11 protein-coding genes are annotated in these 13969 nt (G+C 48.6%); 5 read left to right on the forward strand and 6 right to left on the reverse strand.

Going from position 1 to position 13969, the window contains the following annotated elements; translation table 11 throughout:
• The 3 genes from JOE49_RS00005 to JOE49_RS00015 form a co-directional block, all read right to left on the reverse strand.
• A partial coding sequence (locus JOE49_RS00005; protein WP_209940349.1) for a glycosyltransferase family 2 protein occupies positions 1-549 on the reverse strand: 549 nt, incomplete at its 3' end.
• Positions 546-1481 carry a glycosyltransferase family 2 protein gene (locus tag JOE49_RS00010; protein WP_023990115.1) on the reverse strand — a complete coding sequence of 312 codons (936 nt, stop codon included), beginning with the start codon at positions 1479-1481 and terminating at the stop codon, positions 546-548. The genes JOE49_RS00005 and JOE49_RS00010, both read right to left, overlap by 4 nt.
• Complete coding sequence (locus tag JOE49_RS00015) at positions 1478-2416, reverse strand: glycosyltransferase family 2 protein (RefSeq protein ID WP_209940350.1); 939 nt, start codon at positions 2414-2416, stop codon at positions 1478-1480. The genes JOE49_RS00010 and JOE49_RS00015 overlap by 4 nt, the downstream gene beginning before the upstream one ends.
• A 559-nt stretch (positions 2417-2975) precedes the next feature.
• Here JOE49_RS00015 and JOE49_RS00020 point away from each other — a divergent pair.
• The gene (locus tag JOE49_RS00020; protein WP_023990117.1) at positions 2976-4754 is read left to right on the forward strand and encodes a M4 family metallopeptidase; all 1779 of its coding nucleotides are present in this window, start codon (positions 2976-2978) and stop codon (positions 4752-4754) included.
• A gap of 467 nt (positions 4755-5221) precedes the next feature.
• Positions 5222-7021: a M4 family metallopeptidase gene (locus tag JOE49_RS00025; RefSeq protein ID WP_028541467.1), complete on the forward strand. Its 1800-nt coding sequence runs from the start codon at positions 5222-5224 to the stop codon at positions 7019-7021.
• A gap of 129 nt (positions 7022-7150) precedes the next feature.
• On the opposite strand, the gene JOE49_RS00030 is transcribed toward JOE49_RS00025, so the two are convergent.
• Both JOE49_RS00030 and JOE49_RS00035 read right to left on the reverse strand, forming a co-directional pair.
• Positions 7151-7930, reverse strand: a complete 780-nt coding sequence (locus JOE49_RS00030; protein ID WP_209940351.1) for a WIAG-tail domain — start codon at positions 7928-7930, stop codon at positions 7151-7153.
• 113 nt (positions 7931-8043) lie between these two features.
• On the reverse strand, positions 8044-9207 hold the full coding sequence (locus JOE49_RS00035) for a glycosyltransferase family 4 protein (protein ID WP_209940352.1): 1164 nt from the start codon (positions 9205-9207) through the stop codon (positions 8044-8046).
• Between the two features lie 205 nt (positions 9208-9412).
• On the opposite strand from JOE49_RS00035, the gene JOE49_RS00040 reads away from it, so the two are divergent.
• A complete protein-coding gene (locus JOE49_RS00040; RefSeq protein ID WP_209940353.1) occupies positions 9413-10540 on the forward strand; it encodes a YheC/YheD family endospore coat-associated protein in 1128 nt (375 codons plus the stop codon).
• 88 nt (positions 10541-10628) lie between these two features.
• Positions 10629-11426 (forward strand): archaetidylserine decarboxylase, encoded by a 798-nt coding sequence (asd, locus tag JOE49_RS00045; RefSeq protein WP_209940354.1) that lies wholly within the window; start codon positions 10629-10631, stop codon positions 11424-11426.
• A gap of 184 nt (positions 11427-11610) precedes the next feature.
• On the opposite strand, the gene JOE49_RS00050 is transcribed toward asd, so the two are convergent.
• The gene (locus tag JOE49_RS00050; RefSeq protein WP_209940355.1) at positions 11611-12396 is read right to left on the reverse strand and encodes a helix-turn-helix domain-containing protein; all 786 of its coding nucleotides are present in this window, start codon (positions 12394-12396) and stop codon (positions 11611-11613) included.
• A gap of 179 nt (positions 12397-12575) precedes the next feature.
• On the opposite strand from JOE49_RS00050, the gene JOE49_RS00055 reads away from it, so the two are divergent.
• Complete coding sequence (locus JOE49_RS00055) at positions 12576-13874, forward strand: aminotransferase class I/II-fold pyridoxal phosphate-dependent enzyme (RefSeq protein WP_023990124.1); 1299 nt, start codon at positions 12576-12578, stop codon at positions 13872-13874.
• Positions 13875-13969 lie beyond the last annotated feature (95 nt).

Below are 13969 nucleotides of genomic sequence, written 5' to 3' on the forward strand. Positions count from 1 at the left end.
ATAATGTCCGGGGCTGAACCGTTCATCCAGCAATCCGATCCGTTCCATCAGATCGCGCCGGAACAACAAACAAAATCCGACCAACCGCTTGACCTCCTGCCATCTGGAGGGATTACTTGCATTATTCTGCTCCGCATATCTCAGACAACTGGCCAAATCTCCTTCTAATCCGTGTATCTGCTGAATACCGCTGACGTAATTCGTCACCGGTCCCACCAATCCCACTATGCTTTCGCTCTGCAATGCAGCCAACATATTCGATAGCCATCCCCGCGTAACCGTCACATCATTGTTTAAAATAACGAACTGGTCACCTGAAGCCAGCCGGAGCCCCGTATTACATGCTGCTGGAAAGCCTCTGTTTTCAGGAAGACGTATGCTGATCAGCCGCTCGGATGCGCAAAAATCATCCGTTCCGTCATTTGAGGCGTTGTCCACAACAATGATTTCATACGGTGCATCTATCGTATGTGTCCGAATCGCCTCAATGCACGGCTTTAACAGATGCAGGCCGTTATAAGTCGGAATAATGATGCTCGTCAGACTCATTGTGCATTCCTCCCTTTGGCAACGTCTACCCGTGTTGGAACAGGCCCGAGCGGGGAATACCCGGCTACCTGAAACACCGCCGTCAGTGCCTCTGCATGATCACCGACGATCAACTGTTCCATAGCGTTCCCTTTGCCAACATTGAAGGTCCGCTTACGGTTTGTTTTAATGACATCGACAGCATGTACTGCCGCCACGATCATGCCATGCAGAATTGCCATGGCGTGGGCTTTTGGCGGTACGGCAAGCACGGCTGAGCCAAGCTGATCCAGTAAACGCCGAGATAAGGCATGCGGTACGGCAGTCAATGAGCTTGCTCCCAGATCCGGCCTGCGTAGTACGCGATTCAGGAATGCTTTGCACCGTGTCACGCTGTCCTGCTGGGCATAGGGCGGCAAATGTCTGCCCAGATCATTAAGCGCAACATCCGTTCCCTGATCCACCGCGTGGAGAAAAGGTAACAAATCAGATGCTGGAATCGGCAAATCTCCGTCCACGAACAGCACAATATCAGCCTGCGTCATACGCGCGCCTACTGCACGGCCAACATCATGCCCCAGTCGATCCGGCACGTTGACGAGAGTCACACTGGGATGATGTTTGGCTACGGTGGAGCGCGTGCCGTCCGTGCAGCCGTTCAATACGACAATGATATCCGTAAACGGAAGTTTTTCCAGCTCGCCCAGTACCCGGTCAATCGTTGACTCTTCATTACAGGCGCTGACCACGGCCGCTGCCGTTCCCTGTAACACAATATCTCCCGGAACTTCGCGTTCCACAGGCGGAGTCACTTCGGTCATTCCTTTCGCCCGAGGTGTGGGCTTTCTCACCCTACGGCTATGCATTGAAGTCGTCGTTCCTCGTTTTCGCTGAACACGTCTGATCCCCCAGCTCGGTTCTTCACGCTTCCCTCTGCGATACTGTCTACTCACAGTTTCACCTCGTCTCTGATCCGTTTGCGCCCCAAATCCGTATATCCCGCACGCGTTCCCAGACGCGATGTAAGCCAGGCAATGGCATCCAGATGATCCTGAACAATTACATCTGCCAGCGGGTCCTTGCCGTTCTGTTTTTTACGTGTCGCATTTATTTTACCGACAGCTATTCCATATACAGTCACCACTCGTAACCCGGAGGCGATGGACATAGCTTGAAATAAAGGAGGTTTCTCCAAGGGCTTTAGACCTATTTCCTTTAGAGCCTTTTGACTTATGGCGTGTGGAATGCCAGTCATAGATGCTCCCCCTAAATCAGCACGATTCGACAAGATATTCAATACATGCTTTGCCTCCACTACAGGATGTACGGGCGTACGATTCACAGGTCCATGGTAATCATTCAGCACCACATCCGCCCCTGCACATATGGCGTGTATAAACGGCCGGAGTCTAACGCAGGGAATGACGATATCCCCATCCAGGAAAAGCAGGATCTGTCCGGATGCCGCCTCCGCTCCAATACGACGGCCAACATCATGTCCGAGCGGTTCCGGGAAAGAAAGTACACGAGCTCCCGCCGCTGCTGCCACCTTCGCCGTTCTATCGTGTGATCCGTTCTCAACGACGATAACCTCTGTATGTGGATGGACACGGCGCGCTTCGCGAATCACAGCTCCGATTGTTTTTTGCTCATTCATGGCCGGGATAATGACAGATACGAAAAACTTTCCCACTGATGACAGTTCAGATGGTCGCTCTTCTCCGCTCTGTGCCCCTCTCTCCGTGTCGAGTACCTCCCTCATGTCAGGGGCTACCGGATTCTTATGCATGTTCGGCATTCGTAACGGCAGCCACATCTTGGAATGATAGTAAGCGCCGGAATGCCGCCTCCGTTTGATCTTGTATCCAGCTCTTCCCTGCTTCTTCATGCTCCCGTCTCACCTCCCTTCCTGCTGTATAGATGGACAGCATGATTAGGACAGTTCAACATAACCTATGCGGTCCAAAAGCCGTCTGTAACGGCAATCGTGGAGTCTTTTCGACACAGCAATTTTCGACTTTATTTTACAAAACTTATTAATCCTATTAAATAAATGAGTTATTAGGGTCTAAAGAATCATTTTGGATAAATTTGTGACATAGATCTTCTCGTCCGTCATTCTCTGTGCTAATATCAGAGCCAGATGATGGGAGTTCAAAAAATCAACATTTGTTTTTTTTGCATAAGTCATTTTTTTCCATTATCCACCATTATTCTATTTTCTTTATATACGACAGGAAAGGAGGAGTTTGTCACCTTTTTAGGCTACATGCTTCATATTGCAGTACCCTCTTTTCACGTACGCTTCATGAAAAACACTTCGGTATTTCTCTTCATGTTCCATTTTCTTCTATTCCAGACGACAACACGACCTACATAAATGGCGCAATGCCTTATTCAAGACAGGATGATTCATCCTGACATTAATCGAGGAGAGTGAATTTTTAATGAAAAAAGTATGGGTTTCGCTTCTTGGAGGAGCTATGTTATTAGGGTCTGTCGCGTCTGGTGCATCAGCGGAGAGTTCCGTTTCGGGGCCAACTCAGCTTACACCGACCTTTCACGCCGAGCAATGGAAAGCCCCTTCCTCGGTATCGGGGGACGACATTGTATGGAGCTATTTGAATCGGCAAAAGAAATCGTTACTGGGTGCGGACGACTCTAGTGTACGTGAACAATTCCGAATCGTTGATCGCACAAGCGACAAGTCCGGTGTGAGCCATTATCGGCTGAAACAGTATGTAAACGGGATTCCCGTATATGGAGCTGAACAGACTATTCATGTGGGCAAATCTGGTGAGGTCACCTCTTACTTAGGAGCGGTGGTTACTGAGGATCAGCAAGCTGAAGCTACGCAAGGTACAACTCCAAAAATCAGCGCTTCTGAAGCGGTCTACACTGCATATAAAGAAGCAGCTGCACGGATTGAAGCCCTCCCTACCTCCGACGATACGATTTCTAAAGATGTTGAGGAACAAAGCAGTGTAAGCAAAGACACTTACGCCGAAGCAGCTAACAACGAAAAAACGCTATCTACTGATAAGGACGAGCTGAGTCTTGATAAAGCATCTGCCCTGAAAGATAGCAAAATTGAAGCGGTGGAAGCAGAAAAAAGTTCCATTGCCAAAATCGCTAATCTGCAGCCAGAAGTAGATCCTAAAGCCGATCTGTACTTCTATCCTAAAGGGGATGACCTGCAGCTGGTTTATGTAACAGAAGTCAATGTTTTAGAACCTGCCCCACTGCGTACTCGCTACATTATTGATGCCAATGATGGCAGCATCGTATTCCAGTATGACATCATTAATGAAGCGACAGGCACAGGTAAAGGTGTGCTTGGTGATACCAAATCATTCACCACAACTGCTTCCGGAAGTAGCTACCAGTTAAAAGATACAACACGCGGTAACGGGGTTGTGACCTACACGGCCTCCAACCGTCAAAGCATCCCAGGTACCATTCTGACCGATGCCGATAATGTATGGAATGATCCAGCCGGCGTGGATGCCCATACGTATGCTGCCAAAACATATGATTACTATAAGGCCAAATTTGGACGCAACAGCATTGACGGACGCGGGCTGCAACTCCGTTCGACAGTCCATTACGGTAGCCGTTACAACAACGCCTTCTGGAATGGCTCCCAAATGACTTATGGAGACGGGGACGGTAGCACATTTATCGCATTCAGCGGGGACCCCGATGTGGTAGGTCATGAACTTACGCACGGTGTCACAGAGTATACTTCGAATTTGGAGTATTACGGAGAGTCCGGTGCATTGAATGAGGCTTTCTCGGACGTCATCGGTAATGACATTCAGCGTAAAAATTGGCTTGTAGGCGATGATATTTATACGCCAAACATTGCAGGCGATGCTCTGCGCTCTATGTCCAATCCTACCCTGTACGATCAACCAGATCACTATTCCAACTTGTATACAGGCAGCTCCGATAACGGCGGCGTTCATACGAACAGCGGTATTATCAATAAAGCCTACTATCTGTTAGCACAAGGTGGTACTTTCCATGGCGTAACTGTAAATGGAATTGGCCGCGATGCAGCGGTTCAAATTTACTATAGTGCCTTTACGAACTACCTGACTTCTTCTTCCGACTTCTCCAACGCACGCGCTGCTGTGATCCAAGCAGCAAAAGATCAGTACGGTGCGAACTCAGCAGAAGCAACTGCAGCTGCCAAATCTTTTGACGCTGTAGGCGTAAACTAAATCATATACGCTATAATCCTCACATCCCGTCCATAGACCTTTGCCGTTATGCAACTGTTACTTGGCCCTGGCTCATACAATGGACGAAAAAATAGGGGTGCAGTGTACAAGTCTGCGCCCCTTCCCCCCTTATTTATGGCGTCCCCTCAAAGGGGCGCCCTTTTCTTGTTCATCGGGTCCCTTCGATCATTTTCGACTAAATAAGACAAATAAACAGTAAATCAGGGACTAAAGATTCATTTTGGGGTATTTTGTAAAATTAACCTTCTCGTTCGACAACCTCTGTGCTAATATCAGAGCCAAGACGATGAGATTGCAAAAAAATAAACCTTAATATTTTACATAAGGTAATTCTTATCCCATCCTCTTCACGTTTCAAAGGAGCAACAAGACTTACATATATGACGCAAGGCTTCTGCAAACAGGGTGTTTTTACCCCAACATTAATTAGGGAGAGTGAGTATGAATTGAAAAAAGTATGGGTTTCACTTCTAGGAGGAGCTATGTTATTAGGATCTATAGCACCGGGGGCCTCCGCAGCTGAAAATTCTGTTCCCGATCCGACTCAGTTTACGCCAACATTCCAAACGGTGAACTGGAAGTCCCCTTCAACGGTAACAGGCGACAATCTGGTCTGGAGCTTTTTAAATCGACAACAAAAAACATTATTGAGTCTGGACAATACCCACATCGGTTCCCATGTGCGCGAGCAATTTCGTATCGTGGATCGTACCAGTGACAAATTTGGTACAAAGCATTATCGGTTAAAACAATACGTAGACGGAATTCCCGTATTTGGAGCCGAACAGACCATCCATGTAAACAAGTCTGGTCAAATCACCTCTTATTTGGGAGCGGTCATTTCAGAAGATCAACAAGCCGATGCTAAAGAAAATACAACTCCAAAAATCAGTGCTACTGAGGCTGTATATACCGCATATGAAGATGCAGCTATACGGGTTCAATCTCTCTCTTCCTCCGTCCAAATCGTTCCTGAACCTTACGAGGATACAAGTAGTGTAAGTAAAGACACTTACGAAAAAGCATCTAACAATGAATTATCAATCTCTCTTGATAAGGACTCCTTGGATTTGGATAAAGCAGCTGAACTGGAGGACAGTAAATTGGAAGCGGTAGAGCCTGCATCCTCTATCCCCAAAATTGCCAATCTGGAACCAAGCGTGGACCCTAAAGCAGAACTGTATATCTATCCCGATGGAGACTCAACACGTCTAGTCTATGTAACCGAAGTTAATACTTTACAACCCACTCTGCTGCGCACACGTTACTTTATTGACGCTAATGATGGAAAAATCGTATTCAAGTATGACATCCTTAACGAAGTGATCGGCACAGGGCGCGGTGTATTCGGTGATACCAAAACATTTGAAACAACAGCTTCGGGCAAGAAGTATCAACTAAAGGATACGACTCGTGGTAAAGGAATCCTAACTTATAACGTCCACAACACCGAGACGCTCCCCGGCACCCTGTATACAGATTCAGATAACGTATGGGAAGATCCGGCTGCGGTGGATGCCCACGCTTACGCTATCCGCACTTACGATTATTACAAGGATAGATTTGGACGCGACAGCATTGACGGGCATGGCATGGCCATCGCTTCGGCAGTCCATTACGGCGCAAAGAACTACAATAATGCCCACTGGGGCGGCACTCATATGCTTTACGGAGACGGAGACGGCACGTTATTCGCCCCTTTCAGCAGCGACCTTGAAATTGTTGCCCATGAGCTGACACACGGTGTGACCGAGCATTCATCAGGGCTCGTGTATTTCGCTGAATCTGGTGCATTAAGTGAAGCCATCTCAGATATTATAGGCAACGACATTGAGCGTACCAATTGGGACTTCGGCAAAGTCGCTTATACCCCTAATATTAAGGGCGACGCCATTCGCTCCCTTTCCGATCCTGTCAAATACGGTCAAGTCGATCACTACAGCAATCTCTATCCTGATCCTAACAACGAGGATTATGGTGGAGCCCATATTAATAGTGGCATTATTAATAAAGCCTACTATCTACTGGCACAAGGAGGCACCTTCCATGGTGTCAAGGTAGATGGAATCGGACGTGATGCAGCCGTATATATTTATTATAATGCCTTCACCAATTATCTGACTTCCACGTCTAACTTCTCCACCGCGCGTGCCGCTGTGATCCAAGCGGCCAAAGATAGTTATGGTGAAAATTCAATAGCCGTAACCTCTGCTATTAAGTCTTTTGACGCTGTAGGTGTGAGATAAGTAATAAATACAAACTTCCCCGATATTACAAGTTTTCCCCCTTCCCTCTTATGTATACGGCGTCCCACTGTGGGACGCCTTTTTCTAGTATGAAGTTGATTATTGGCAACTTATATTCCTGGCTTCTTATTATTGCCCCATCGCAATCCAAAGGACCAACCCTTCACATATCGGACCTGAGTGTATGCGTTCCACAGTAAGTACTGTTGAATACCTCTGACGTTGTGTGACGGATACCAGCACTCCCGGTATACTCGCACTGGCAGTGATTACATATTGTGTATCTATAAAAGGCTTCTCAAATATAACGCTCACTTCGCCCCTATTCGCTCGTGCGGGGAGATGAAAAGAAATGCTCCCATATTGAGATGAAGCTATATGATCGTCAGAAGCCTCGTCACTGGTCGCTGATTCGTCGTGAATGGCATTCAAGTCTAATTCTTTCTCCGTATCGAAAGCTGGATCGATATCTTGCTCAGGCAAGACCACGCGTTGCTTTGGGCGGTGTCTTCCTTCCGCAATGTGAATACTGGTTATGGAACAATCCAGTAATGAATCTTGCTCTGCCTGATCTTCCGTCGTAATAGACGGTTTATCGTTATCCATCCTGCCTTCCGTATCTGACTCAGGCACAGACAACAGCAGTACAGATGCTCGATTCATCTGCATCGCTTCCTCTAGCGTTTTGGGAAGCTTATGCTTCTTCCATGCCGCTTCCTCTATAGCTTGAACCGAGGTATCCTTCTCTACGGGGGCAGGGACCGTTGCCGTCCCGCGCTGGCTCAGTCTATGACTGCCGGAGGTCGAAGCCGCTTTCTCCTTGTTAACACGGGGTGAGGGAACTGCATTGGAAAGGTTACGCCGCGCTGTTCTTTTATCCTTAGGGCTATGGTTCGTACGATGGTTCATGATGATCGCTCCTTTGGCACAGGAGTGAACCAGCGGTGGCCCCGCTTCATTCACCCGGCTGGAAATCATGGCTAATGCCTATAAGATAGCCTATGCGCGTAACAGCGCCTACGTCACTCCGTTGCGCAGTCCGTTATGATTTGTGCCCAGCGTTGTGCTGAGTGCTGCCATAAAAATCGTCTTCGTACCTCGTCAAGCCCGGCTTCTCCCATCCGTCGTCGCAAGCCAGGTTGCTGGAGCAGCCTGATGATGGCATCGGCCATTTCCTGCTCACCGTGAGACGGATACACAAGCCAGCCTGTCTCGCCGTGTTGTACAACTTCCGGAATACCGCCGATTCGTGAAGCGACCACAGGCACTCCTGCTGCCATGGCTTCCAGATTGACCAGCCCGAAGGCCTCATCCTTCACTGAAGGAACAACGGTCACATCGGCTAGCTGATATAGCGAGGCCAATGCTGGATGCGGAACATAGTCGAGGAATTGCACATGCTTCCCCAACCTTAGTTTATGCATCTGCCGATGCAACGACGCCGTGTACGGCGTGAGGCGGTCATGCCCGTAATAGGCACTACCTGCAATGAGCAGCAGTACGTCCGGGCATGCGCGGACGACATGCCGCAGGGCCTTGAGCAGTCGGTGAACGCCTTTTCCTGGCTTCAGTCTGCCCGCGAATAACACGATTTGGCGGCTTGACCAGCCGAAATCGTCCAATCGCGCCGATCTGGCCGCTTCTGCTGCAGGAGTCCACCTTGGCAGGAAATCGCCAGGATGGATACCCAGCTTGTTTATGACGATGCGTTCCCTGACCGCGTCGGGACAGTCAGAAGCTACGATTGCCCCCAAATACGCACTGTTCACGATAATGCGATCCATCGATGCCAGCAGCCTACCCATCTCCTCCCGTTTGAGGTGGGGCTCCCGGATGAACGTGGTCGAATGCAAAGTCAACACAACCCGACTATCGGGTAAAGCCTCGCGAATTGCATACGCAACTGCCGGACGGTTGTGTACATCTACTACCGCTGGTAACCATCTCTTTAAATCAGCAATCACCTCAGAAATATAACCTGCTCCCCGCTTATAACGCATGCAGGGAATTCCGTCGACATCGCCATGATCAGGTGCCTCTGCTCCCTTTATGCCATAGATCTGCGCTTGGAGCTCATGACTAGCCAGCGGTACCATGTGGGCAATTACCCGCTCCACAGAACTGCTGCGGGGCGAAGGTATAACAAAGGAGCCCGGTGTAACGACTGCTACCTTCGGCCTCTGCATCACCTCACCTACTTTCTGACCCTATTCCAACACTCTTCAACAATCATCTTGTATCATATCGTCTGCCTCCCTGAAAGGTGCCTCGCTTCTAACTTTGGGCTTACCGCAAGGCTAGCGTCCATGCCTGGCCGATCTTTGATACATATGATGGACTAGAATCACAGTATGATCAGTTGGAGTGACTACAAGGAGGGCGGACATACTCATGTTGCATGTCGGCGTCATGCTCAACCCGGCAACCTACCGGGGCATTCCCGCCATGAGGACGCGATATGAATCTATCGCCAATTACGAGGACGCCGGGTTAAGCTACGAGCTCATCCCCTGCTTTCTTCGTCTGGAGGATATTCATATAGCGACCGGAACATGCCGGGCTTTTGTTAAACACGGCAACGAGTATCGGCAGATGACTCTTCCGTTGCCGCCGGTCATCCACAATCGGACTCTCTATCGGCAAAATGAAAATGCTAGCGATATCAACAAGCTTGTACAAAAGGGATTCTATATTTTTAATGAACAAAACCGTTTCCACAAAGACCATATACATGCAATTCTGCAAGAAGACCCTTTGCTACGCATCCACCTCCCCAAAACATTGCAAGGCAACCTTTACTCCATCCATACCTTGATGGAGGAAACCGGAGATGTTGTAATTAAACCCAGTAGCGGTAGCGTAGGTAGAGGAATTATGCGTCTGCGGCATTCCCGCGGAGGCTGGACTTTGCAATGTGCTCATCCGGCTATACCTGAGCGTTGGTCCACACTACGTTTGAATGTTGGGGAACTCCCATTATTTCTACACAAACGACTGCTGCATGTGCCTCATATCGTACAGGAAACCATACCGCTTGCTTTGAACAATAATCGTCCGTTTGATGTCCGTGTGTCAGTTCAGCGCGGATATGGCGGTATCTGGGGTGTGACAGGCATGTATGCTAAAATTGCTCCTTCCCACACCTTCGTTTCCAATGTTGCACAGGGCGGTACGGCCCGTTCCCTACTGGAGGTATTATCACAAACCGAGACGGTTCAGACTTCGAACGCAGTCCGGCTGATGAATGAATTGGAGCGACTCTCGTTACAAATCGTGCACCGACTGGCACAAACCCTTCCCCGTCTCGCCGACGTCGGTCTGGATCTGGGAATTACCCATGAGGGCAAGATTGTTTTTATCGAATGCAACGGTCGTGATCAGCGCTATGGCTTCAGCCAGGCGGGCATGCACAATGTCTGGAAAGAAACATACACTCAGCCGATGGCTTACGCTCGTTGGCTTCTCGAACGGATGCCTTCGTCAGACACCGAACGTTCACCAGGCCGTCCACTGTATTGATTTACGTCACATTCTGTGTCAATATAGTTCAGAGCGGCCGGACAGGTTCCGGCCAAGACGGCTCGGAAATGAACAAGGGGGATCTGTAATGGCAAAACAGTGGCTGCGGCTCATGACGGAGCTATCATCGCGCAAGTGGGTGTGCCGGATTGTAGGCTCCTTCGCGCAAAGCGGTGCAAGCCGACTTTTTATCCCCACCTTTATACGTACGTACCAGATCCAGACGCATGAGGCGGAACAGGAATGGAAGGAATACCGTTCCCTGAACGCCTATTTTACACGCAAATTAAAAGCGGGCATGCGCCCGATTGATACGAACGCCGAGGTGATGACCAGTCCGGTGGATGCACGGATTACTTTCACTGGCCCAATTACGTCCGGCACTCTTTTGGATGTCAAAGGGCAGGACTATACGCTGGAAGAGCTTCTTAACCGCTCTCCGCGTCTTGAAAAATACACACACGGCTATGCTTTTGTACTCTATCTCAGCCCGACGGATTATCATCGCATTCATGCACCAGTATCCGGTACGCTGGTAGAAAAAGAACATCTGCGCGGCAAGGTATACCCAGTGAATGAATTCGGCTTGCAACATATGCGAGCAGTTCTTAGCCGCAATGAACGACAGATTACGTACATTGCCCATGAATATGGTGAGGTGGCGGTCGTCAAGGTTGGCGCAATGAATGTGAGTAGCATCAAATATACGGATGATAAAGCCGTCTCATGGACAAAAGGAGACGATCTCGCCTATTTCGAATTTGGATCAACTGTCGTTTTGCTAACTGAAAACGGCACGTTTGATCCAGACCCCGCATTGAAGCCGGGGGATGCAGTGAAAATGGGACAACGTCTGGGTTGCTTTCGACATGATCCCAAAGCATAAGTGAATTTACCGTAACCGTATTATAGCTACACATATGAGCATCGGGATCGGATGATGCAAAATGCTCATAAAAAAAGGACCCGGCGTAACTGCTCGGGTCCTTTTTGGAATTTATCCTTTATATTCGTTATTCGTTAATCCCATTACGCCTAAATCCGAAACAGCTTGTCCACCGTCCATAGCATTACCGGATCTCAGACGGACTTTTCCCCGTATACTGCTTGAATTGGCGGCTGAAAAAAAAGATGTCACGATACCCCAGAGCCTCTGCCACCTCGGTCACATTCATTCCGGCATGTAGTAATAGATGCTGTGCACGCTCAATCCGCATACTGATAATATGAGATTGCGCGGACACACCCAGCAGCTCCTTGAATTTAATCGAAAAATAACGCGGTGACAGCCCCGCCCGTGCAGCCAAATCCTCAACGCGATGAGGAAGTCCCGGATGCTGACGCACATAGTTGGCCGTTTCCCGAATGACCTCGGTGAGCTGGTTACTGGCCTGTTGCTCCTGAGGCTCCTTGCGGTCCGCACGCAGCAGATGAATCATCAGTTGTTTCAGGATCAGCTTGCCTTCCTCGTCAGCTCCGTAAGCACGCTCCAGACGTAGTCGAACGTATCTGGCAAGCATATGCTCTACCTCGAACGTTTCCTCCAGCATACGGTAGCTTGCAGGGATAAGCTTTGGCTGTTCGATAAGATCAAAATGAATATAGGTAAGTATGAGCGGCTTTTGCGGGTTATGCGTGGCACGGGTATCATCCCCCGGCTTGAACAGGAAGCAACTCCCCTTGCTTACCGGATACGACGTCCCGTTTAAGATCACTATTCCTTCTCCGCTCCATACATAAAATAAATCATAGTTTGGCATCGGCTTCTCGCGTACCTGCCACTTCCAGCCCGGCTCGCACACAATTTTGGCGAAAGCCGACAACAGGATAAACGATGACGCAGATGTATCCAGCAAAATCTGCACCTCCTCTTGTTCATCTTTGGTTGTCCTTTATCCCGTTAATTTATAATATAAGCTCAGCGCCGTCATTAAGCAAAAAAATGCGCTTTTATGTTCCAGATGCTTTTGCGTGACGCTTACCGTGTGTAATGCTATAATATGTAATCAAAATGACTTGGAAGGATGAAACGGGAATGAATCCACTGGCAGCGCAGTTAAACCAAAACATTCAGACAGGCAACGAGCATGTATATCAAATGCTTTCTCTTTTAGGGAAAGAAATTTATTTCCCAAAAGAAGGGATTTTGAGTCAATCCGCAGAAGCAGGGAAGCTTGCTAAAAAGTACAACGCCACGATTGGCATTGCTACTGAAGGCAATGGTCCTATGCATTTGGAGGTCATTCAGGAGAAGTTGTCCGCTTACAATCCCAAGGATTTATACCCTTACGCTCCCCCTGCGGGCAAACCTGAACTTCGTAGTGTATGGCGTGACAAAATGCTGAAGGAAAACCCTTCATTGGCTGGGAAAAATTACGGCCTTCCCGTAGTTACGAACGCGCTGACCCACGGTTTGAGCATCGTTGCCGACCTGTTCACGGATGAAGGGGACGCTGTCATTTATCCAGACAAAAACTGGGAAAACTATGAGCTGACTTTCGGTATTCGCCGTCATGGACGTTTGGTGAATTTCCCGTTGTTCACAGAGGATCAACGTTTTAATAGTGAAGGATTACGCGACGCGCTACTGGCACAGAAAGAATACGGCAAAGCGATCGTTGTGCTGAACTTCCCGAATAACCCAACAGGCTACACACCGGGAGTGGAAGAGGGTAAAGCAATTGTTGCTGCCATCCAGGAAGCCGCGGAAGCGGGCATCAATGTCGTAGTTGTGACGGATGACGCTTATTTTGGTCTGTTCTTCGAGGACTCCCTGCATGAATCACTATTCGGTCAGTTAGCTGGACTTCATCCGAGAATTCTACCCGTCAAAATTGACGGAGCTACCAAGGAAGAATTCGTTTGGGGCTTCCGTGTCGGATTTATTACCTTTGCTTCGGAACATCAGGATGTACTGAGCGCACTGGAACAAAAAACATTAGGGATTATTCGGGCAACGATTTCGAGCGGTCCTCACCCATCTCAAACCTTCGTCCTGGATGCCCTCAAGTCAACGGACTTTGAACAACAGAAGAAAGAAAAGTTCCAGATTATGAAGGGACGGGCTAACAAAGTCAAAGCGTTGCTCGATAGTGGAAAATACGGAGATGTATGGAGCTACTATCCTTTCAATTCGGGTTATTTTATGTGTCTCAAGCTGAACGGCTTGTCCGCTGAACGACTGCGCACACATTTGCTGGAACAATATGGGGTAGGAACAATTGCGCTGGGTGAATATGACCTCCGAATCGCATTCTCATGTATCGAGGAAGAGTATCTGGAAGACCTGTATGACATTGTTTACCGTGGCGCACAAGATTTGTTGAACACCTAATATGTAACAGATTAAATATAGCATCATTAGCGGTATGCCAGATGTTGCGCATACCGCTTTTTAATGGGCTGAACCATTGTGAATGACACTTCGCA

This window comes from Paenibacillus sp. PvR133 (assembly GCF_017833155.1).
Taxonomy (GTDB): Bacteria; Bacillota; Bacilli; order Paenibacillales; family Paenibacillaceae; genus Paenibacillus; species Paenibacillus polymyxa_B.

Bases quoted from the DNA above. Each gene is read 5' to 3' on its own strand.
- JOE49_RS00015 (WP_209940350.1), bottom strand. From the start codon at position 2,416: ATGAAGAAGCAGGGAAGAGCTGGATACAAGATCAAACGGAGGCGGCAT.
- JOE49_RS00020 (WP_023990117.1), top strand. From the start codon at position 2,976: ATGAAAAAAGTATGGGTTTCGCTTCTTGGAGGAGCTATGTTATTAGGG.
- JOE49_RS00030 (WP_209940351.1), bottom strand. From the start codon at position 7,930: ATGAACCATCGTACGAACCATAGCCCTAAGGATAAAAGAACAGCGCGG.
- JOE49_RS00035 (WP_209940352.1), bottom strand. From the start codon at position 9,207: ATGCAGAGGCCGAAGGTAGCAGTCGTTACACCGGGCTCCTTTGTTATA.
- JOE49_RS00040 (WP_209940353.1), top strand. From the start codon at position 9,413: ATGTTGCATGTCGGCGTCATGCTCAACCCGGCAACCTACCGGGGCATT.
- asd (WP_209940354.1), top strand. From the start codon at position 10,629: ATGGCAAAACAGTGGCTGCGGCTCATGACGGAGCTATCATCGCGCAAG.
- JOE49_RS00055 (WP_023990124.1), top strand. From the start codon at position 12,576: ATGAATCCACTGGCAGCGCAGTTAAACCAAAACATTCAGACAGGCAAC.